The following is a 21,997-nucleotide window of genomic DNA, read 5'->3' as shown; positions in this document are numbered from 1 at the left end:
ATTGCAGTTTACACAAAAAAAGGGTACAATAAGATAAGAAAAAGTAACTTGGTAATACGCTTTGTCTCGAAAGCAAGACAAAGAGCAGTTATAGACGAGGTTATAGACGAATTAGATTGGATGGTATCCTAAGATGGATCAAAATATATATGAGGCATTTGAAAGTGTATTAACAAAAGATTTAGAACAGATTATAATAAGTAATTCTTCTGATACAGAAAGTATTAGTAAAATAAAAATTCGTCCTGTACTTTTGAAAAAAGAGCTTTATTTTCAAGCAAGTAGTTTTTGTGGCACTAAAGTTTTACATTATAATTATGGGAGAGAGGAACTTTTAGAAAAGCTGCCAGATTGGTTTTCTGGACTTTTTCGACAAGTGGAGATAAAAACTTTACTAAAGCAGGTTAATATACTAATCAGTAAAAAAGGTACAGTTACGGTAAAAGTGAAACAGCGTATGTCTAAGGATCCACTTTGGAAGTCTAGTGATGGATTACTGGGAGAGGGTAACCCCCAGCTTATCGATCATAACCGTAAGAAACAATACCTATTAAAAGAGGGTGTTGCTATTCCGTTCATGGTGGACTTAGGAATCATGAGCATTGATGGTAACGTAATAAAAAGCAAGTATGATAAATTTCGTCAGATAAATCGCTATTTAGAATTTATTGAAGATGTTCTTCCAAACCTTCCTAAAGAGGAAGAAATTAAGGTGATAGACTTTGGGTGTGGGAAATCCTATCTTACCTTCGCTATGTATTATTATCTAAAAGAAATAAAAGGGTATCGTATTAAGATAACAGGGCTAGACTTAAAAGAAGATGTCATTAAAACATGTAATGAATTAAAAGAACGTTATGGTTATCAGGAACTTGAGTTTAGGAAGGGTGATATAAAATCCTATCAAGGTACCAATCAGGTGACTATGGTTGTTACGTTACATGCTTGTGATACTGCTACTGATTTTGCACTTTATAAAGCAGCATTATGGGGAGCAAAAGTAGTGCTCTCGGTACCATGTTGTCAGCATGAATTAAATAAGCAAATATCCTGTGACGATTTACAGCCAGTGCTAAAATATGGGCTTATCAAAGAACGTATGGCAGCGTTAATGACGGATTCGCTTCGTGCTAATCTAATGGAAGCCCTTGGATACAGGGTACAAATATTAGAATTTATCGATATGGAACATACCCCTAAAAACATTTTAATTCGAGCAGTGAGGAAAGGTAACCAGCCACCTGCGAAAGAAATACAAAGGAGCTTAAATCAATTAAAGAGTACTTTTGAATATTTAAATTGTAACTTAACATTATATCAATTAATTTCTTCCACAAAAGAGTGGACAGAAGATATAGAGGGGAAATAATCGAAAATGAAATTAATCTATCGTATTCTAATTTTGCTTGCGATTTTTCTAGGATCTCTTACTTATTTTGGGATGAATATGGAGGAGCAGATTTTTCGTTTGGAAACCAAAACAATGGAAATGGAAAATGCAACACTTCCGTATGTTACTTTATTTACGGAGGGACAAGAGATAAATTTATTACATGGTTATTGTTCTGGTCTTGATGTATTAACCGTTCGAGAGTCGATCACACCGATTTCATCTTCACAAGATCTCGCTGTCTTGATTACTGAAAAAGAAAGTTTAGTAAAGAAGTTGAAATATGAAGTGATTGCTGTGGAGGATGGAAATACTTTAGAAGAAGGCTCTTGTTTGGTATTTGATAAAGAGCAGGATTATAAAGTTGCCCGTATCAAGTTTAAAGAAACATTAAATAAAGACACGGAATATGTTCTTCGGATAACATTAATTACAGATCAGTCAAAGCGTATTTACTATTACACGAGAATCAAGGTTTTGGATAATTTTTATTTAAAGGAAAAGCTTTCGTTTGTATCAGAGTTTCATAATGCGACCTTTGACAAAGATAATGCTGATAATATAGGCAAGTATTTGGAAACAAAACGTGGAATAGAGGAGAATAGCTTTGCAAAGGTGAATATCAACAGTAGTTTGGATATGGTTACTTATGGTGACTTAAATCCAAAGTTGGTTCATATGCAAGTTCCAACCATTACAGAGATAGCGAAAGATACCGCTTCTGTTATGCTTAAATTTATCGTGAGTGTGAAGACGGGTAGTGGGCTAGAATATTTTACAGTGGAAGAAAATTATCGTTTTCAATACACTTCAAATCGTACGTATTTATACAATTACGATAGGGAGATGGAAGCTATTTTTGACGTAGACCGAACAAGTCTTGCAAAGAGTGAGTTTAAATTAGGTATTACCAATCATCCTGAAGTCGAGGTGGTATCGAACAAGGATAAGTCTACTATTGCTTTTGTTCGCGGACGTGAACTATGGTCTTATAGTCTGGCGGAAAATACCATGGTAAAAGTATTTTCTTTTTATCAGAACCAGACAGATTTTGTACGAGATACATTTGACCAGCATGATATCAAGATTCTAAGGATGGATGACGCTGGGAATATAGATTTTTTAGTATATGGTTATATGAACCGAGGAGAATATGAAGGAAGAGTCAGCCTTATCTTATATTCCTACGATAAGACATTAGGGCGAATCGAAGAACAGATATATATTCCGATTAATACTACTTACAACATCTTAAAAGAAGAGATAGGTAGTCTTTGTTATCGAAATGATTTTGATGTATTTTACCTTCATATTTTTGATACAATTTATTCTTATAACTTGACTACAAAAACATTAAAAACGATTGCTAGCAATGTACCAAAAAAGAATTTATATTTTTCTTTCACAAATAAATTTATTGTATATAAGGAAGAAAAGAATTCCCTGGAAGAGAAGTATTCCATGGAGGATAAGAATTCTGAAGTAAATAAGATTCATATCCTAGATCTTGAAAGTGGTGCAACAAATGCAATAGCAGTCGAAAATGGCCAAAAACTAAAGTTATTAGGATTAATCGATAATAATATCATCTATGGAAAAATTAATAATTCAGATATTACAGTACATGAAGATGGTACGGTTTTAGAGCCAATGTATGAAGTCTTAATCGTAGATAGCTTGGGAAATGTGAAGAAGCAGTATACGAAGGAGGGCTACTATGTTATTGATGCATCTGCACATGATAATGTGGTGGAACTAACAAGAGTGGAAAAAGATAATTCGGTAGGAGTTGGATATCGTTCTAGCGAGCCAGACTACATCTTAAATCAACTAACTACCACAAATAATACTATAACAGTTACAAAACGTGTAACAGACAGTATGTTAAAGGAATATTATCTATCTCTTGGAAGTAGTGATGTTATGGAAAAGTTACCAGAGACAAAGAAAACAGTAAATACCATTATTACCGAGGATACAACAGTTCGTGTCAGTCGTCCAGAAGATTATCGTTCTTACTATATTGCGTACTCTTATGGTAAAATCATTGAATTTACCAGTGATGCAGGAAAAGCCATACAAGTTGCAAATGAACAGGTGGGAATTGTTATGAACCATCTTGGGCAGGTAATCTGGCAAAGAGGAGCAAAGCCAAGTAAGACACAGATTACGAATGTATCTCAAATTACAAAAGAAAGCGGCCTTACAAGTCTACAGGCATGTATGAAAATGTTGCTTCAATATAAAAATGTTGATGTTAATACTGCAAATTATAATAAAAATGAGCAGACAGCCATAGCGTTTCTAAAGGCGCAGATGAAAGCAACACCAGTAGAACTACGTGGCATTACTTTGGATGAAGCTCTTTATTTTGTAGGAAAGCAAAGACCAGTCATTGCTTTTAAAAATTTGGAGGAAGCAGTAGTAATAACAGGATATGATAATACTTCTGTCACTGTATTAGACCCATCCACAAGGGGAGAGAAACGATGGACTTATAAACAGGCGGAAGAAACTTTTGAAAGTGCGAACAGTGTATTTATTACTTATGTTGAGTAAAATGGAGGAGGATTGTAATGAAACTTTTAACAGCGGCGATACCGTGCTATAATTCAGCAGCATATATGAGAAAGGCGATAGAGTCTATTTTAGTTGGTGGAGAGGATGTCGAGATCATTATTGTAAATGATGGCTCCAAAGATGAGACTGCTGAGATTGCAAGTGAATACGAAAAGCGTTATCCTACAATTGTGAAAGCAGTAAATCAAGAAAATGGAGGGCACGGATCTGCTGTAAACACCGGTTTAAAAAATGCGACTGGAATGTATTATAAAGTTGTTGATAGTGATGATTGGCTCGATGAGGAAGCATTATTAAATGTATTGAAGGTTTTAAAAGAAATGGTGACTGAGGGCCAATATGTGGACATGTTTATTGCAAATTATGTTTACGAAAAGGTTCATGAAAATAAACAAAAGGTTATAAACTATACGTCGGCGCTTCCTCAGCATAAAGTGTTTACTTGGGATGAAGTTGGGCAATTTCAGCAAGGAAAATTCATGTTAATGCATTCGGTAATCTATCGAACTGAACTTCTTAGAGAGTGTAAATTAGAGTTACCGAAACATACTTTCTATGTAGATAATATATTTGTTTATCAACCACTTCGTTATGTAAAAACCATGTATTATATGAATGTTGATCTTTACCGATATTTTATAGGAAGAGATGATCAATCGATTACCGAAGCTAATATGATAAAACGTATCGATCAACAGCTTAGAGTAAATAAGATAATGATTGATTCCGCAGATGTAATGTCGATCGAGAGTGAAAAGCTTCAAAGGTATATGATTAAGTATTTAGGCATCATCATGACAGTATCGTCCGTATACCTAATTAAAGAAGGGTCAGAAGAAAGCCTTCAAAAAAGAGATGATTTGTGGAAATATCTAGAGGATAAGGATAGTGAACTTAGTAAGAAGGTTAGTGCCGGAGTTTTAGGTACAACCATGAAGTTTAAATCGAAAGCAGGGCATAGTATCGTTAAAATGGGTTATTCTATTTCTAAGAAAATTTTTAAGTTTGGATAAAAAAATGGTGTTGCTAAGGTACTTTTAATATCTTAACAACACCTCTGTTACTATCGTATATAGTGTTTGTTTACTTTTATGAAATTGTTGATTTTACGCTTTCTTTTTTCTTTTCAAAAACTTTTGCATAATCTGGTACGTATACCACAAGATACATGACAATCGATAATAAACTTGCGGAGATAACATCAAATACTGAGTGTTGTTTTAAAAATACGGTAGACATGCAAATTAATATTGCAAGAATAACGGTAGGAATTGTGATATAGCGTTTATCCTTAAGGGAATTGGTATGGAATACTGCAATGCAAATTCCAATCGAGTTGAAAGCATGTATACTTGGGCAAACATTTGTATTAGTATCGGTTCGGTAGAGGTTACGAACAATATCGATTAAGATATTGTCACGACCAAGGGTAGCTAAGTCCGGACGTAGGTCCTGCCCGTTTGGCCAAATGGTATATATAAATAAGCATACTGTCATACCAATAAATAAAAAAGCAGTAGATCGATAATATTCTTTTTTGTCTTTAAAAAATAAGTAACCAACAACTAATGCGATGAGGACAAACCAGAGATAATAAGGAATAACGAATAATTCATTAAATGGAATGTAATCATCTAGTTTAATATGAACGGAATGATAGTTTGTAGTAATTGTTTTTTCTAGATAAACAAACCATGGAGCATAGATAAAGAAATAAAGTAATACCCATGCGTGTTTATATTTTTTTATGAATGTATTCAAGTGAACACGACCTTTCTTGAACGGGGCTAACCAGATTACTTTTTTGCAAATCGTTGTGATTATAACATATTTCTAGTATTGTAACAATAGATTTTTTAATATTGTATTGTATAGTATTATAAAAAAATTCTTAATTTTGTCAACAAATTATAAAAATAGAAAAAGGAGAATCTATGAAACGAGTATTTTTAATTGTCTTAGACAGTGTAGGTATTGGCGAAATGCCAGATGCAGCGAATTATAAAGATGAAGGTAGCAATACCTTAAAAGCAGCCGCTAAAAGTGAATTTTTTTCAACCCCTAATTTAGAAAAGCTAGGACTTTTTCATATGGACGGGTTAACTGATATGGCAAATAGCAAAGTGGTACCTCAGGCTACTTATGCTAGAATGAACGAAGCATCAAAGGGTAAGGATACAACCATCGGACATTGGGAGATTTCAGGAATTATTTCTGAAAAACCTCTTCCTACATTTCCAGAAGGGTTCCCTAAGGAACTTTTGGATGAGTTTGAAAAGAGAACAGGTAGAAAAGTTATTTGTAACAAGCCATACTCAGGTACTGAAGTAATTAAAGATTATGGAAAAGAGCATGTGGAAACAGGAGCTTTAATTGTATATACCTCTGCAGACAGTGTATTCCAAATTGCAGCTCATGAAGGTGTAGTTCCAATTGAAGAATTATATCGCTATTGCGAAATCGCAAGAGAAATTTGCAAGGGTCCAACAGGAGTAGGTCGTGTTATTGCAAGACCATTTGAAGGGGAGTATCCAGACTACAGAAGAACTGCAAAACGTCATGACTATTCTTTACAGCCACCAAGAGATACTATGCTAAATCAATTAAAAGAAGCAGGTTATTCTGTGCTTGCTGTTGGTAAAATAAATGATATCTTCGCAGGTAGTGGTGTTACAGAGATGGTTTATACAAAGAATAATGCAGAAGGTATCGAAGAGACATTAAAATATCAAAAGAAGGAATTCGAAGGTTTATGCTTTGTAAACTTAGTTGATTTTGATATGGTATATGGTCATCGTAATGATGTGGATGGCTACGCAAAGGCGTTATCTTATTTTGATGAGCAACTTCCAAGATTTTTAGAATCCATGCAGGAAGAGGATATCTTAATGATTACTGCTGACCATGGTTGTGATCCTTCCACTCCATCTACAGATCATTCCAGAGAGTACACACCTCTAATTGTTTATGGAAACCAGATTAAAGGAAATACTAATTTAGGAACAAGAAAAACTTTTGCTGATATTGGATCTGCCATTCTAGAGTACTTTAATGTTCCAAGTAGAATTCAAGGAGAATCATTCCTAGAGGAATGTATGAAAAAATAAATAATTCTATCTATTGAATTTTAGCTTTCTGCTGATTCAGGTGTAAAAAATGCTTCTATATATGGCATTTTTACACCTGAAATAGTATAGAAAGCTTAGTTTAACTTATATAACATGCGAAGGACTGGAGAAAGCTATGAAGTTAGTGATACAAAGGGTAAAAGAAGCAAATGTGGCAGTTGATGAAAAGGTCATTGGAAAGATTTCGAAAGGATATGTGATTCTCTTAGGTATTGGGAAAGAGGATACAAAAGAGACAGCAGACTTTTATATTAATAAATTACTAAAATTAAGAATCTTTGAAGATGAACAGGGTAAGACAAATCTATCATTAGAGGATGTATCAGGAGAACTCCTTGTGATATCTCAATTTACCTTATATGCAGATGCTAGTAAAGGAAATAGACCGAGTTTTATTAATGCCGCTGCTCCAAAAGAAGCAGAAGAATTATATGACTATTTTGTTATGAAGTGTAAGGAAAGTGGGACTACAGTTGAAACTGGTAGTTTTGGTGCGGATATGAAGGTGTCCTTAGTGAATGACGGACCTTTCACTATCGTACTTGATGAATCGATAAAAAAATAAGTAAGCAACATAAACTCTCCATAGAATAATGATGATTTATATTCTATAGAGAGTTTTTTACATAATGTAAGAGTAGAATAAAATTTTTTAGATACCATAAAGTCTGCTTTATTAGATTCATAAAGGTCTGCTTCAATTTTTTATAGATACCATAAAGTCTACTTGATTTTCTAAGGATACCATTTAAATACTTCCAATCTTCTATGATACTATAAAAGTCTATATAATTTTCTATGGGCACCATAAAGTCTACTTTAAATTTTTAAAAAATTATTATGTATGTTTAACTAGCGTAGCAAGTATCTTCTATCAGCTTATCAGAGATAACATCAATAAGATGCACAGGGAAAACCTTATGTTTGATTAAGAGATCCAGGATGCTATTAACGTAAGATTTATCTTTGCTGATGTTTCTTACTACGGAATCATTTAATAGCTCGAGATTCTGATTGTAGAGCTCACAACGAATTCCATACTCCCATAGCTCATACTCCTCAAAATATGGATTTACCGAGTAGAGCAGCTTATACCTGATTGTATAGCTGTCCTCGGATACAGACCATTGCTCTGGATTTACGAATTCATTGTCAACAGTTGCGGGGTTTGTTGTTTTGTTTGTGTTCGACATATGTTTCTTCTCTCTCCTTACGCAAACGATGGTATCATCGCTATTTTTATTTCAGTAACTTTTTAAGTTACTGTGTCAAGCAAGCTAGATAATAGACTTCTTGCTTGTTACACACGTGTTGTAAATTTCTAACATTTGCCCATTAGATTTATTATATTTTCTATTTCGACAGCTTGATATACAACTTTGGTTGATATGTCGAATAATGTTGAAAATATCATATGACAAACTTAATATTCATACATGTGGGCCCCCTAGTTGCTCATTATAGTAATAGTGAAGCAACTCTACACGTGAATTAATATTTAGTTTGTTATATGCATTAGAAAGAGTCCGTTTTACAGTTCCAACGGTGATTCCAAGCTTCGAAGCAATATAACTATTTTTCTCACCTTCTGCTGCCATGATGATGATTTGCTTCTCTCTTGGTGTTAATGACACGTTACTTCCGGAATTTAATCGAACCTGTTCAGTATTATCTACAATAATAACAATCACTTTCTGTATGTGTTCTTGACGTAAAATAGGTATTAAAATTAATTTAAAGTAAAAGTTTATTCTGCCAAGAGGAAAAGTTACTGGAGCTTCTAAAGTAGTGCGTTTCTCAAAAAGTTTAACCCAATGTTTGCTTTCTAACAAAGCAGATACACTAAATACAGAGTATTTTTGTAGGAATTCAGTCATTACGGGGTTAATACGCTCAATCGAAGCGGCTCCTTTTGATTCGACCCTTAATACAGCAGCTGCGTTTGTAGTTGCGTGAAAAAGCGTACTATACTCTTCCAACAAATCTGCAGCTACCTTTTTCGCTTCAACCTCAGCAGTTATGTCCCTAGCGCAACAAAGCACCCGTTGATAATTATGCTGATGCAATGGAACGAAAGTGACTTCGAGGTGATAAGCCCCACTACTTGGTACGCTGTATTTTATAAAATCTTGTTGCGAACATGTGTAGTGAAGTGTAGCACGATAACTCTTACCAAATCCAAGTGCATGTGTTACATTGTTCAGAAAGAAATGAAAGACATAAGGTGATACAATTTCGCTTAATTTTTTTTTCTCTTCATGTATTTTTGAAATTTTAAGATAGTCTAGAAATGGTGCATTGTATGTAGTTATCTGCAGTTCCTTAGGATCAAGTAGTTGTACTGTAAATAAGAGATCATTCGTAGAATTGTATAAAGCATAATTTAGATTATGAGATGAATCTAAATTTTTTAGTGTCATTGGTAGATGTATTAATGTAGCAAAACAAAAGTAGTAATTATCTCCAAGATATGGTACTGATACTACCGATATAACATACGGTAAGAATTTATCTTTTATCCTTACCTTATGAAAGCATCGAAATGTATTATAGTCAGAACCTAGTTTCCGAATGGCTCCCTTAAACGTCTCATAATCTTGTCCCTCGATGAAATCTTTTAATGGTATAGGAGGATCAAGAGAAAAGGGAATATTAAGAAACTTATAAAAACGTTCATCAGAATATGCTAGCATTAATTCATCATCTTTCCATAATAAGCTGAACGTAGCTATATCTTGATTATGTACATATTCGAATCGCATCATAGACCTCCTCGCCGAAATGCTATTGGTATTATAACATGAATATGAAAAAATTACAAATAAATAACAGATAAAGTCACAATATGGTAACAAATGAGTGGAAAAATTTTGTTCTATTTTGTCGAAATAAGCTTTTAAAGAATTTAATGTTTGTAAAAGAGAGATTATAGTGTGTATTTTACTAATTGTGATAGATAGTTTAAAGTTATATAGTAGAAAATATATGACTTTTTTGTAATGAAAAATAAAATAGGAATATTAAATAACTTTTAGGCTCTTAGATAATGACCCAAATTCTTTGCAAGAATAGCTTACTTAACTATAGTTTCATAGTTGAAATTTTTTAGCTGTAGTGCTATAATTACAAAGTCGTATTAAGTGTGATATGCAGTTGTGGCGGAATTGGCATACGCGCATGATTCAGGTTCATGTTCAGGCAACTGAGTGTGGGTTCAAGTCCCATCAACTGCAGTAATTGAAAACAGCCGAGAAACTATTGTTTTTACTAGGTTTCTCGGCTGTTTATTTGTATATTTTTTGTTTCGATTGACGTAATCAAGCCTTATTATTTATAATATGGGTAAGTAATCCAAAGTAATAAAATACGTATTTCAGTTCAGGAGGCTATCAGTGCAGAGGTTGAGTGAGAAGCAGTTAAATATTTTAAAAATTATTTTTAAACATGTACTTCTTTTTTTAATTGGAGGCCTGATCTATATTTTTATTGAATTACTATATCGAGGGGATACCCATTGGAGCATGGCTATAGTCGGTGGACTAGCATTTATTTGTTGCGGTTTAATTAATGAGATACTTAATTGGGAGACACCGCTATGGAAACAGTCTCTTATCGGAGGAGGCATTATAACAGCGTTAGAATTCACTTCTGGGGTAATACTTAATATTATTTTAAAGTGGGATGTCTGGGATTATACTAACCATAAAATCAACTTACTTGGGCAGATTTGTTTACCATTTTCAATCATATGGTGCCTGTTAGCAATATTGGCTATAATACTTGATGATTACCTTAGGTATTGGCTATTTCAAGAGGAGAAACCAAGATATAAGTTTATTTAGTAGAGGTGCTATGTGGAAATCTTCTAAGTTTATAATTTTCACTCACATTAATATAGTTCGTGCTATAAATATGATATGGTAAATATCATCATATTTGACAAATCGAAGAAAAGTGCTAAAGTAGACACAAAGGCATGACGATAATAACTTAGGAAGATTATAGAGATTTGATGCATTAAGTCAAATGCATCAAAGTTTGATTTATCGAGAAATTGATACATCAAAGTTAGCTTTATCGAAGATTGAGCATCAAAGTAAGAGGTATCAAGAAATTAATAATTAGAAATGAGATAATGAATAGTTACTATGAACACTTGATAATCTTTCATTATAGTAAAGTAAAGAAACACGAGGAGAAAGGAGTAGCAGAATGTTTGGGAAAAGTTTAGGAAAGAGTAAGGTTATTAGAAGAATTGCATGTTTTAGTACAGCATTTTTATTAGGAATAACTAACGTTGGCGGAACTCTTAATTTACATAGTGTAGAAACAGCATATGCAGATACAGTAACTGAACCTAAAGTGAGTAGTCTTGTTGCATATTATACGGGAAACTCTGTATTGGTTGGTGATAACATTGATCCGGAAAAATTAAAGGTAACAGCATATTATGAGGACGGTACTTCTAGTGAGGTGAAAGGCTATACTTTAGCTACCACAAAAGTTACACAGGTTGGATCTAACGAGTGTATCGTTATTTACAAAGGCCAAGTCACTAAGTTCTATATTACAGGTAAGACGTTATTGAGCTTTCACGCTTACTATTCAGGATCAACCGTAAGTGTTGGAAACTCTGTAGACCTAAGAAAAATCATAGCAACGGCTTTTTATAGCGATGGGTCAAGCGAGACTGTTGAGGATTTTAACATAGTAAATAAAGTAATTACTTCTACTGGAAATAATACAATAACTTTAAATTATAGGGGATTAACCTACAATATTTCTGTTTATGGTACATCACCGAAAGAACTTTTAACTCTCTATGCAACCTATACAGGGGAATCTGTAATGATTGGAAGTAATATTGATCCAAGAAAGTTAGAGATAACAGCAGTTTATAAAGATGGGTCCAGCGAAACTATCAATAATTACACCTTAAGCCCTGAAACAATAACAAAGATTGGTGTACAGCTTGTCGTGGCATCTTATCATGGATTATCTGCCCCTTTTCAAGTAACGGGAGCACAAAAGGATATTGTCAGCATAAAGGCAACCTATATGGGGGATCCGGTTGGTGTTGGATATTCCGTTCGTAAAAGTGATGTTGAAGTTATAGCGACTTATAGTGATGGCACGAAACAGCAGATTACCGATTTCAGATTATCGTCTCCAACAATAACTTATGCAGGGTACCATATCGTGATTGCTGAGGCAGGTGGAGCGTCCTCTGAATTTATTGTTCAAGGTGTGGCAATACAAAACATCACCTTTTCGAATGCCCTCAACTTTAATATAGTAAATGGAAAATACAAAGGTAAAGTTGAAGTGAACTTACCAAAAAACGTGAATGCTTCTCTATTTACGGGAGAGAGTTTACCAGCAAGTTCTGTATCCAGACTCCTATCAAGAATGGTAAGCAAGAGTGAATTCATTGCTTTTGAAATAGGTATCAAGGATGATGATTTAGCTGATAGTGTGATTGATGAATTTCCGCTAATTATGCGTGTAACAATTCCAGATGGGTTTAATATCAAAGATTGTGAGATTTATTATACACCAAACAAAAAGTCTATCATCGGTAAAATGAGTACTGATATTACTGGTACAAAAACTTTACAGTGTACTATCTATAGCCCAGGTACTTATATCCTTTCCTATTCGAAAAAATAGGTTAAGATACTTAAGAAAGAGCATTTAATAATTGTGATAGAATGGAAGATAATACATTCTTAGTTTAATAAAATATTTAAAAAAAGTACTTGCAATTTAAAAAAAATCATGGTATATTAATATCTGCCCGTTGCAAAAGACGGGCAGTATTTCATAAAGAAAATACTTTGCAGTCGTGGCGGAATTGGCATACGCGCTAGACTAAGGATCTAGTCCGGGTTGACTGGGTACGGGTTCAAGTCCCGTCGACTGCAGTATATAGCGAGGAAAACTCGCATGGGAAAAAGGAGTCGAACTTTCGGGTTTGGTTCCTTTTTTTTATGATTTTTGGCACGCATACATCTCCAAAACATTGACTTTGACGTTAGGTAAAGTGATATAATTAAGAAAAAAATGGAGGACATGGGTTATGGATTTAATGAAAATCACCGAAGTAACCGAAAAGTTTGGTATATCCTCAAGGACACGGAGATATTATGAGCAGGTAGGTTTGCTGCAATGCGAGCGTCCATCTTTTGAAAAATACCGCTTTTATGACAGTGAAAACATCAGCCGATTAAAGCAGATTATCGTGCTGCGGAAGATGCAGATTCCAATCAAGGATATTCTGAGAATTTATGAAAGTCAGGACATGGAAATTCTAGTACAGAGCTTTGTCAGACGCATAGAGGAAATCGCATTATCAGGTTTTGGAAAACGGTGAGGCAGAGTTTATTGCCTGGATTTCTGAAAGAAAGCTTGATACGAACGTAGCTGTTAGGTTGCCTTTTCGCATTGATATTGAATTTTTATCAGAAAAGAAAAGCGAGGAATTCCTTTGGGGAACTACCAAGGGCAGTTTATGGTTTTCTCACGGAAGCTGCACCTACACGATGAATGCTGAAAACTATGCTGAAAAAGCACTGAAAAAACATGCTATCACCTTTGAGCAACCTGTGTTAGGTAATGAATTATTGTATCCCCATATCGGAGAGATTCCCCACGACCAATATAACAAGCTGACATGGATGGTTGGCGAAAAGCATTTTGCGGTGATTCTAAATGGCGAGGTTCGCTTTTGTGGTATAAACTTTCCTTACATGGATATGGATTTACATTTACAAACACCTCAGCCGATAATCATCGGCACAAACGGGCAGGGGAAAAAGCTGTTTCGCTCTATTAAAATTTCGTAGCTTAAAACTACACCAAAAACAAATATTAAGCAAGGGGTATTAAGTATGAATGTAAAGCAAAGCAATAATGTTCTTCCTAATTTAAGGCAAATCGTCCACCCTGAATATGGTCAAAATTATTGGCTCAACGGCTGTGCGGCTTATTTGATGGAATGCTTAGGGCAAAATGAGTTTGACTACAGCTTTTTTGCAGGTCTGACAGGCGAGAATTTTACGCAGGTTTTCTCCAAAAATCATTTCAGAGGGAATGGCACAGTCGATTACTGTCTCAGTGAAAAAGATAACCATCAATTTATTGAAACGATTTTTGAAAGGTGTGGTTATGCTAGCACTTTTGTTCCTTTGAAACAAATTTTGAGCAATCGAGAAATGTATGTACAGATGCTAATGGCGTATATTGACAAGGGTTTGCCTGTGATTCTAAATGATTATGGCAACAATCCGCACAACCGTCCTAGCTGGGGTGTACTTGTTGGCTATTCGGATTATGGGAAAACCTTACTCTATAAATACTGTTTTGGTGCGAAGGCATTTTGTGCATGGGCAAAAAGCATAGATTGGGATTTTTTGAGCAAATTATACCAGAAAACTTTGACGACTGGGGGATGCATACGGGTTATGTATGCTGTCTTGCCACTAAGGAGAGGCGTAAAAAAATTGCGAACAAGCTGAGAAGGTTTGCAGTTTGTATGGACGAGGTGGTGTCAACAATTGACCGATTCAAGGTGGAGTCCTAGACTTAGATTTCTAAGTACTAACAGCAATTTAAATAAAAGATTCCATACTTTTATTGTAGGGTCATAGGTGTAGATATTGTTGATGGATGGTGGGTTTGATAGTATAATGATAGATAATTTATCAGCACACAATGGTAATAATAAGATTGCAGACTGGAAGCTTAATCCGTGGGTGGCACTTCCTCAATGGGTGGGCTTTAGAGCGAATAAGACTTAAAATTTGTTAGCGAATGGAAATAGTAAGAGCGTGAGGAAATATCTATGACAGAAAACTTAGGACAAGAAAATATGAAAAAAAGACAAAAACGAATAGCAGTTATCAATGACTTGGCGTGTTATGGCCGATGTGCACTTGCTGTTTCTATACCAATTATATCAGCTATGGGAATTGAATGTAGCCCGATACCAACCGTCGTGCTATCTACCAATGGTGCATTTGAAGGGGTGGTGTCTAGGGATATGGCTTCATTTCAGGATGAAGCATTCAATCATTTTCATACGTTAGATATTAATTTTGATGGTGCAAGTAGTGGCTTCCATAACAATATCGATCAATTACAAGCAACTGAAAATTTCTTTAAAAGCTTAAGAAATGCTGATAAGCAGACCTTTATTTTTGTTGACCCTATTATGGGGGATCATGGGAAATTATATTCAGTATCCACCGAAGAGGTTTGTGTAGGGTATCAGAGGCTTTTATCTTATGCAGACGTAGCCACACCAAACCTAACCGAATGTTGCAGATTACTAGAACTACCATATCCAAAAGAAACCCCAACACAGGAAGAGTTAAGTTTGATGCTTCAGAAATTACATGAGTTAGGACCGAAGTATATCGTAATTACTGGACTAGACTACGGTGATCAGATTGGTAATATGGTTTCCGATGGTAAAAATACTGAGTTAATCATGACGCCTCGTATTGGAAAAGAGCGTAGTGGAACTGGTGATGTATTTATGTCTGTTTTAGCAGGGAGTATGGTTTGCGGAGCTACCTTTAAAGAAGCAGTAAAAAAATCAGTAGAGTTTTTATCAAAGGCGCTTACGGTAACACAAGAGTATGACATTCCTTCAAGAAATGGTGTATGTTTTGAATTGTGTCTAAAAGATTTATAATTCATAAGAGCTCTTAAAGAATAGATTGGTAAAACACCAATCTATTCTTTAAGGGCTCTTATCATTAATTAGGCTAGATGTGTCATATATAATCTATACAATGTATTTTTTCATTTTATTTTGAGAAACATTACAAAGAGAAGTTCAGAAAGATTTGTTTGATAAAACGGGGATAATATGGTAAATTTGTTTTATATGTTTGTAAAACATAGGAAATGTAATTTTAGGAGGGTAATGTGAAAAATAAAGATTTTTCACAAACGAATTTGGACACTCGCCCAAATTCGCAGGATTGCCACAGAATGGAGGGTTCATATGGAACAATATGTGAATAAATCACAGCAAATAATAGATGAAATACGCAAAGTAGTTATCGGGAAAGATGAAATTATTCGAAAAGTATTAACTGCTATTTTAGCAAAAGGACACATATTAATTGAGGATATCCCTGGTGTTGGGAAAACAACGCTTGCATTGGCATTTTCAAAAGCTATGGATTTAAACTATCATCGTATGCAATTCACACCAGATGTTCTTCCTTCGGATGTTCTTGGATTTCATATTTATGAAAAAAATAATTTAGAACCACATTTTAAAGAAGGTAGTGTTTTTTGTAACCTCTTTTTGGCGGACGAAATTAATAGAACATCCTCAAAGACTCAGTCTGCTTTATTGGAAGTTATGGAAGAAGGCAGTGTTACTGTAGACAGTATTACAAGAGAGCTTCCAAAACCTTTTGTTGTAATAGCTACTCAAAATCCAATTGGGTCTGTTGGTACACAAATGTTACCAGAGTCGCAAATGGATCGATTTATGGTTCGCTTGTCAATGGGATATCCAGATATCCGAAGTGAAGTTGAAATTCTAAAGGGTAGGAATACCAATGATCCGCTTCATTTGGTGGATGGTGTAATAGATGCAGGAGAATTAGTATCGATACAACGTGTTGTGGAACAAATTTTTGTTCACGATGCGGTATATGAATATATAGCGAAACTGGTTCTTAAGACACGAGAACATGATTTGATTGCTCTTGGGGTCAGTCCGAGAGGTACCTTAGCGTTAACATCTATGTCAAAGGCATATGCCTTCTTAAGCGGAAGAACCTATGTAATTCCTGATGATGTAATAGCTATATTCCGTGATGTGACAATGCATCGAATGTTATTGAAACCAAAAGCTAGGGTTAGTAATGTAACTATGGAGGCGGTAATTGAACAGATATTAGATACAGTGTCTGCTCCTAAGTTAGTTGTGAAGCGTTAATGGAGGACAAGCATGGTACGTACTAAAATCGGATATCTCCTAATAGCATCTTTCTTAGGATTGTTATCCATTCTTTATGATGAATACATCATGATGTTAGTTTTCCTCACAGTGTTAATTATACCAATATTACTGTGGATTATAATGCGCTACTTGCGTAGGTTTGTGGACATTTCTCTAACCTGTGATAGATCTATCGTACAAAAAGGAACTCCATATGAAATGGCAATACAAATAACAAATCGTTCTTTCTTTCCAGTATCCCTAATCAAAATGACTTTGTCGTATCAAAATCAATTGGAAGGGATAAAAAAAGAAGAGAAGATGATTGCGGTTGTGGATTCTTCGTGTGAGCAAAAACATACATTTACGATGGCGTCAGATTATTGCGGGATATTGCAGTATACATTAAAGCAGGTAAAGTTATATGATTTTTTGGGACTTTGGTGTGTTAGAAAAAAGGCAAGGGAGGAATTATCAATTACTGTCCTTCCCAATATCCATGTTATTGAAGAGTCTTTAGTTTTAGATAATCCAAGCGTGTTGGTAGAAAGTGAATTATTCTCATCTACAAAAAGCGGGGATGACGTATCAGAAATATTTGGATTAAAAGACTACGAGTATGGTGATAAAATGAACCGTATTCATTGGAAGCTAAGTTTAAAAGAAGATAAATTAATGGTTAAGCAGTATGGCTTACCTATTAACTGTTCTGTCGCTATATTTTTTGATACTCATTATGTATTAAAGGATGGGATTCCTTCCATCCTGCCAATGGAATACCTAGATAGGATGATGGAGACTATGGTTTCGTTATCCTTTTCTATGATTACACAAAAACAGATTCATTTTTTAGTTTGGCATGACGCTGTTAAGAATATTTGCAAGAGGTTTCGTATTGAAAATGAAGAAGATCTCTATGAGGTTTTGGCAGTTCTATATTCTCATAGTCGTCTTCCTCAGGAGAAGGGCTTAGCGATCTATCATGAGGCACAGTACAGTAAGGAGCAGTATACAAACATCTTTTATTTGGCGGGTATGGAAATAAAAGATACTACTGAGGCGATGACTAGGAGCCGGAAGAATGCTTGGACACACTTCATTTATATGAAAAATAATCAAACTGAATTCGCGGCGCTCGAGCAAGGAATGACAGCGTCTTTTCTTTCTGCAGAAAATCTTTATCTGGAACTTAGAATGCTGCCAGGGGAATGGAGGGGAAAATAGTTGGGGCATAAGAAAAAAACTTCAACAAGCATCCGAATTAATGATAGCATTCGAGTTTCGTCAAATCGTTCTGCAAAGAAACTATGGTGGAACTGGATACTAGAGTATTTGATTGTATTCATCGGAGCTGCTTCTGTTTTATATGGCTTTGCTTTGGCGCTTTCTTTACCACTGAAGCACAATACATTAATTTTTGTTGGTCTACTACTAACCGGTCTTTTTCTGGGATTGTGTGAAGGTGGTAAAGTAACTCGCTATGCGTGGCCATTTAGTTTTGCGTTTGCTACCTATGTGATTTGGAAGTTCATTGATGTAATAGTGAATGGATTCTTTTATATAGAGAATGCAATTTTAGAACACATCAATCAATATTTTGGGCTACAGTTATATCTGTATGTTGCAAAAGGGGATAAACGTTTATGCGTTACTTCCTTTTTCCTAGTGGTATTCGCTCTTTTATCACTTATATTATCACTTATTGTATGGAAGCGCTGTACTCGTCTTGCATATCTTTTTCTTGTTATTGTGATATATGGATCAATTTTATTGCTGGGAATTGTACCACCTTGGAAACCATTTCTGCTCACTTTATTAGTGGTTTATTCCGTAGAATCAATGGACTATATTCCTGTTTCTATGCATAAATTTAATCGAAAGAACAAGCAGGATAGAATCGGGGTTGAGGGAAAAAAACAAACAGTACGTGTAAAATCCGCTCTCGCAATTTGTGTGATAACATTAGTTTCCATATTTCTTGGATATTGCATAATTAGTCCAAATTATTACGATAAAAACATAAATATAAATTTAAAAGAACAAAAAATTAAAATGCAAAATTTTATGAATGATTTTTCTTATGAAGATACCATTGAAATGCTACGGAACAAATTTGGTGAGATTCCCTTTATGAATAAAGATAAGGTTTCCGGAGGGCTTAATAGTGGTAAGATAAATCAGGTTTCTAAAGTTGAGTTCACAAAGCAAACCGCACTTCGTCTTACTCTTAGTCAGGATTTTAACTGGTGTTATTTAAAGGGTTATACTGGAGTGGCTTATGGAGAAGACCATTGGGGAGATTTATCAGAAAATGAGCAGATACGTTATGAAAAACTACAGAATAAATATCATGATAAGTTTAATGGAGATGATTTAACTGCACAGTTCCTTGGGATAATATTTAACTCAGAATATAATTTAAATGGCCAATTACTGAGCTCGGTATTTAATATACAGGCTGAGTTACAAAGTATGACAGTTGAACATGTGAATGCGAATGATAAGTTTCTTTATGCACCATATTTCGTACAACACTCCTTGATGGAAGGGTTATCATCAGTAGGAGACCAGTACTTTCGCCCGTTACAACCGCAGAATAATTATGAAATCTCAAATATCTATCGTTTTCCCCAGTACTATGATCTGATTAGTATTGCTTTAGATTTAAGTTATGTGGCAGATAGAATAACTGGATATTCTGATGGAACTGTTTCCTCCATAAGGTCATTTGAAAGAGAATATCGAGATTTTGTTTATGATGTTTATACAAAACTACCAAGCGCGGGGTTATCACGCCTTAAGGGGCTAGTCTTTCCATCAGATGCGACAGGCAATACTAGAAAACTAGAAATGATAAGTAATGTTATTTCTTACTTGAATAAAAATACGAATTATTCTCTGTCCCCAGGATTAGTACCAAAGGGAGAAGATTATGTGGAATATTTTTTATTTGATAATCAGGTAGGGTATTGCGCACATTATGCATCATCCGCTGTTCTTATGCTGAGGAATAACGGAGTTCCTGCGCGTTATGTAGAAGGATATATCGTAACCCAGGAAGATATGAATAATGGAGTTTACCCAGACACATATTCTGCGAATGAAGATGGAAATAAGATTGTTGACATTAAGGATACGAATGCTCATGCATGGGTAGAGGTGTATTTTGATGGTATCGGTTGGTTACCTATTGAATTTACAAAAGGTTATAGTAACTCAGGGATATCTGAAATATTACCTGAGGTGAATGAAGATAAGCTTACACCAACAGCCACTATAGCGCCGACGAATACTCCAACAAATGCACCAACAAGTACAATAAAACCGACACCTACGGTAACGGTTGCTCCAAAACCTACGAAATCAGCTACTAATCCGCCTAAGCAAAATGAGACAGAAAAAGTACAGGAAACTATAAAAAAAGAATTGCCATGGTATATTTCTCTCATTTTATGGGTAATTACAATAATTGCCGTAATCGCTATTTTATTTTATATAAGGTATCGGCTGATTTGGGTTCAAAGATCTACGAAGCTAAAAAAAGGCACATACCAAAGAAGAGTTTTAGCGTGTTATCAAGAAATTGAAGATATACTTGACTATCTGGGGTATGAAAAACGAAATACCACGTCTTATCTAAATTATGCAATTGAAATAGAGAAATTATGTCCATTGCTTCCGAACGGGTATCAGCGTGTGGTACTGATTGCCTTACGTGCAAGGTTCTCGAAAGTTGAGATAACGGAAAAGGAGTATTCCTTCGTTCTGTTATTTTACCGAGATACTAGAGTCAGAATATTTGAAGAAAAAAATACTATAAAAAGATTTTTCTTAAGATACTGGAAATGTTTATAAAAATAGGTATAATTTTTGCTATATTTATGTTATAATGTAGGTGAGAAATAGTCAAGTTGAAGCACTACACTAGACTCGCAATTTAATAGAATGGAGTGATAGTATGAATAAGGTGATTACAATTAGCAGACAGTACGGCAGCGGTGGAAGAGAAATAGGAGCAAAGCTGGCCGCAAAGCTTTCGATACCGTTCTACGACAACGAGATTATTACAAGAGCAGCCAAGGAAAGTGGATTTGCTGAAGCCGCATTTGAGAATGCGGAAAATAAAGCAACGAACAGTTTGTTATATTCGATTGCAATGGGGATGAATACGTATGGAAATCAAGAATTAGGTTTTTCACACCTATCCCTAGATGATCGCATCTACCTTGCGCAATCTGATGTGATAAGAAAGGTTGCGGCAGAAGGACCTTGTGTTATTGTTGGCCGTTGCGCTGACTATATTTTAAAAGATATGAAGAACGTGGTGAATGTCTTTATATGGGCGGATATACCGTTTCGTATCAAGAGAGCAATTGAGGTTGAAAACTTATCACCAAATAAAGCACAAGAAAATATCTTAAAGATTGATAAACGTAGAGCAAATTATTATAACTATCATGCTTCTGAAAAATGGGGAAGAGTAGAAAACTATCATTTATCATTAAAGAGTAGTTATATTGGTATTGATAATTGTGTGGATTGCATTATTGAATTTCTAAAGCATGCTCAATAAGCAATATGTAGAGAAAATTAGCACCTTATGATTGGGCTAATTAAAAATACTATGATATTATAAATAAAAAAATATAAGTTGTTCCGGATGGTGATTTGTATTCTATGTCATCATCCGGTTATTCATGACAAGGGAGAGTTTGTAAAGTGTACTTTTTCTTGTTCATGGTAAGGGGAAATTTGCGAAGTTTACTTTTTCTTGTTTATGATAAGGAAAATGTGAAGAAAGATTTTTCTTATCGTTTAATAGAGCAAGAATGCTACTATTCTTATATGGTTATTTAAAATTTAACACTTTATTTATAGGAATTAAGAAAAATGTAAGATTTCTGATGGAATGTTAGTAAGATTTATCCGTTA

18 protein-coding genes and 2 tRNA genes are annotated in these 21,997 nt (G+C 34.7%); 17 read left to right on the top strand and 3 right to left on the bottom strand.

Annotation, left to right across the window (positions count from 1 at the left end; all coding sequences use genetic code 11):
• Positions 1-133 precede the first annotated feature (133 nt).
• The 3 genes from CPHY_RS19285 to CPHY_RS19275 are packed head-to-tail and all read left to right on the top strand — an operon-like array spanning position 134 to position 4,983.
• On the top strand, positions 134-1,369 hold the full coding sequence (locus CPHY_RS19285; RefSeq protein ID WP_012201718.1) for a class I SAM-dependent methyltransferase: 1,236 nt from the start codon (positions 134-136) through the stop codon (positions 1,367-1,369).
• A 6-nt stretch (positions 1,370-1,375) separates the two neighbouring features.
• Complete coding sequence (locus tag CPHY_RS19280) at positions 1,376-3,949, top strand: hypothetical protein (protein ID WP_012201717.1); 2,574 nt, start codon at positions 1,376-1,378, stop codon at positions 3,947-3,949.
• A gap of 17 nt (positions 3,950-3,966) precedes the next feature.
• Positions 3,967-4,983, top strand: a complete 1,017-nt coding sequence (locus CPHY_RS19275) for a glycosyltransferase family 2 protein (RefSeq protein ID WP_012201716.1) — start codon at positions 3,967-3,969, stop codon at positions 4,981-4,983.
• 76 nt (positions 4,984-5,059) lie between these two features.
• On the opposite strand, the gene CPHY_RS19270 is transcribed toward CPHY_RS19275, so the two are convergent.
• On the bottom strand, positions 5,060-5,731 hold the full coding sequence (locus CPHY_RS19270) for a phosphatase PAP2 family protein (RefSeq protein ID WP_012201715.1): 672 nt from the start codon (positions 5,729-5,731) through the stop codon (positions 5,060-5,062).
• 173 nt (positions 5,732-5,904) lie between these two features.
• Here CPHY_RS19270 and CPHY_RS19265 point away from each other — a divergent pair, with 173 nt between their 5' ends.
• Together CPHY_RS19265 and dtd are read left to right on the top strand one after the other, a co-directional pair.
• Complete coding sequence (locus tag CPHY_RS19265; RefSeq protein ID WP_012201714.1) at positions 5,905-7,077, top strand: phosphopentomutase; 1,173 nt, start codon at positions 5,905-5,907, stop codon at positions 7,075-7,077.
• Positions 7,078-7,213: 136 nt separating this feature from the next.
• On the top strand, positions 7,214-7,663 hold the full coding sequence (gene dtd / locus CPHY_RS19260; RefSeq protein ID WP_012201713.1) for a D-aminoacyl-tRNA deacylase: 450 nt from the start codon (positions 7,214-7,216) through the stop codon (positions 7,661-7,663).
• A 283-nt stretch (positions 7,664-7,946) separates the two neighbouring features.
• Here dtd and CPHY_RS19255 read toward each other — a convergent pair whose 3' ends face one another.
• A complete protein-coding gene (locus CPHY_RS19255; protein ID WP_012201712.1) occupies positions 7,947-8,291 on the bottom strand; it encodes a DUF6514 family protein in 345 nt (114 codons plus the stop codon).
• 237 nt (positions 8,292-8,528) lie between these two features.
• Entirely contained in the window at positions 8,529-9,860 is a 1,332-nt protein-coding gene (locus CPHY_RS19250) for a helix-turn-helix domain-containing protein (RefSeq protein ID WP_012201711.1), read from the bottom strand.
• Positions 9,861-10,247: 387 nt separating this feature from the next.
• Between CPHY_RS19250 and CPHY_RS19245 the strand changes: the two genes are divergently transcribed.
• The 12 genes from CPHY_RS19245 (at position 10,248) to CPHY_RS19190 (ending at position 21,638) form a co-directional block, all read left to right on the top strand.
• Positions 10,248-10,331: transfer RNA gene (locus tag CPHY_RS19245), tRNA-Leu, on the top strand.
• A gap of 159 nt (positions 10,332-10,490) precedes the next feature.
• Positions 10,491-10,940: a putative ABC transporter permease gene (locus CPHY_RS19240; protein WP_242657960.1), complete on the top strand. Its 450-nt coding sequence runs from the start codon at positions 10,491-10,493 to the stop codon at positions 10,938-10,940.
• 370 nt (positions 10,941-11,310) lie between these two features.
• Positions 11,311-12,768, top strand: a complete 1,458-nt coding sequence (locus tag CPHY_RS19235; protein WP_012201709.1) for a bacterial Ig-like domain-containing protein — start codon at positions 11,311-11,313, stop codon at positions 12,766-12,768.
• Positions 12,769-12,937: 169 nt separating this feature from the next.
• Positions 12,938-13,022 (top strand) — tRNA-Leu (locus CPHY_RS19230).
• Between the two features lie 155 nt (positions 13,023-13,177).
• Positions 13,178-13,471, top strand: coding sequence for a MerR family transcriptional regulator (locus CPHY_RS19225; RefSeq protein WP_012201708.1), 294 nt, complete (start codon positions 13,178-13,180; stop codon positions 13,469-13,471).
• The gene (locus CPHY_RS19220) at positions 13,458-13,943 is read left to right on the top strand and encodes a hypothetical protein (RefSeq protein WP_012201707.1); all 486 of its coding nucleotides are present in this window, start codon (positions 13,458-13,460) and stop codon (positions 13,941-13,943) included. Before CPHY_RS19225 ends, CPHY_RS19220 begins: the two co-directional genes overlap by 14 nt.
• Positions 13,944-13,988: 45 nt before the next feature.
• On the top strand, positions 13,989-14,615 hold the full coding sequence (locus CPHY_RS19215) for a hypothetical protein (protein WP_012201706.1): 627 nt from the start codon (positions 13,989-13,991) through the stop codon (positions 14,613-14,615).
• A 326-nt stretch (positions 14,616-14,941) separates the two neighbouring features.
• The gene (locus CPHY_RS19210; RefSeq protein ID WP_012201705.1) at positions 14,942-15,796 is read left to right on the top strand and encodes a pyridoxamine kinase; all 855 of its coding nucleotides are present in this window, start codon (positions 14,942-14,944) and stop codon (positions 15,794-15,796) included.
• A 315-nt stretch (positions 15,797-16,111) separates the two neighbouring features.
• Positions 16,112-17,062, top strand: a complete 951-nt coding sequence (locus tag CPHY_RS19205; protein WP_012201704.1) for an AAA family ATPase — start codon at positions 16,112-16,114, stop codon at positions 17,060-17,062.
• A 12-nt stretch (positions 17,063-17,074) separates the two neighbouring features.
• The gene (locus tag CPHY_RS19200; protein ID WP_012201703.1) at positions 17,075-18,289 is read left to right on the top strand and encodes a DUF58 domain-containing protein; all 1,215 of its coding nucleotides are present in this window, start codon (positions 17,075-17,077) and stop codon (positions 18,287-18,289) included.
• On the top strand, positions 18,290-20,920 hold the full coding sequence (locus CPHY_RS19195) for a transglutaminase-like domain-containing protein (protein WP_012201702.1): 2,631 nt from the start codon (positions 18,290-18,292) through the stop codon (positions 20,918-20,920).
• A gap of 103 nt (positions 20,921-21,023) precedes the next feature.
• Entirely contained in the window at positions 21,024-21,638 is a 615-nt protein-coding gene (locus CPHY_RS19190) for a cytidylate kinase-like family protein (RefSeq protein WP_012201701.1), read from the top strand.
• The last annotated feature ends 359 nt before the right edge of the window (positions 21,639-21,997 follow it).

This window comes from Lachnoclostridium phytofermentans ISDg (assembly GCF_000018685.1).
In the GTDB taxonomy this organism is placed as follows: domain Bacteria; phylum Bacillota; class Clostridia; order Lachnospirales; family Lachnospiraceae; genus Lachnoclostridium; species Lachnoclostridium phytofermentans.
The sequence above is the reverse complement of the archived record's forward strand: the minus strand, read 5'-3'. Positions and strand labels throughout refer to the sequence as shown.

Excerpts from the sequence above, each read along its gene's own strand:
- CPHY_RS19205 (WP_012201704.1), top strand. The coding sequence starts at position 16,112 with ATGGAACAATATGTGAATAAATCACAGCAAATAATAGATGAAATACGC.
- dtd (WP_012201713.1), top strand. The coding sequence starts at position 7,214 with ATGAAGTTAGTGATACAAAGGGTAAAAGAAGCAAATGTGGCAGTTGAT.
- CPHY_RS19235 (WP_012201709.1), top strand. The coding sequence starts at position 11,311 with ATGTTTGGGAAAAGTTTAGGAAAGAGTAAGGTTATTAGAAGAATTGCA.
- CPHY_RS19280 (WP_012201717.1), top strand. The coding sequence starts at position 1,376 with ATGAAATTAATCTATCGTATTCTAATTTTGCTTGCGATTTTTCTAGGA.
- CPHY_RS19285 (WP_012201718.1), top strand. The coding sequence starts at position 134 with ATGGATCAAAATATATATGAGGCATTTGAAAGTGTATTAACAAAAGAT.
- CPHY_RS19190 (WP_012201701.1), top strand. The coding sequence starts at position 21,024 with ATGAATAAGGTGATTACAATTAGCAGACAGTACGGCAGCGGTGGAAGA.
- CPHY_RS19200 (WP_012201703.1), top strand. The coding sequence starts at position 17,075 with ATGGTACGTACTAAAATCGGATATCTCCTAATAGCATCTTTCTTAGGA.
- CPHY_RS19265 (WP_012201714.1), top strand. The coding sequence starts at position 5,905 with ATGAAACGAGTATTTTTAATTGTCTTAGACAGTGTAGGTATTGGCGAA.
- CPHY_RS19225 (WP_012201708.1), top strand. The coding sequence starts at position 13,178 with ATGGATTTAATGAAAATCACCGAAGTAACCGAAAAGTTTGGTATATCC.
- CPHY_RS19255 (WP_012201712.1), bottom strand. The coding sequence starts at position 8,291 with ATGTCGAACACAAACAAAACAACAAACCCCGCAACTGTTGACAATGAA.
- CPHY_RS19250 (WP_012201711.1), bottom strand. The coding sequence starts at position 9,860 with ATGCGATTCGAATATGTACATAATCAAGATATAGCTACGTTCAGCTTA.
- CPHY_RS19210 (WP_012201705.1), top strand. The coding sequence starts at position 14,942 with ATGACAGAAAACTTAGGACAAGAAAATATGAAAAAAAGACAAAAACGA.
- CPHY_RS19275 (WP_012201716.1), top strand. The coding sequence starts at position 3,967 with ATGAAACTTTTAACAGCGGCGATACCGTGCTATAATTCAGCAGCATAT.
- CPHY_RS19215 (WP_012201706.1), top strand. The coding sequence starts at position 13,989 with ATGAATGTAAAGCAAAGCAATAATGTTCTTCCTAATTTAAGGCAAATC.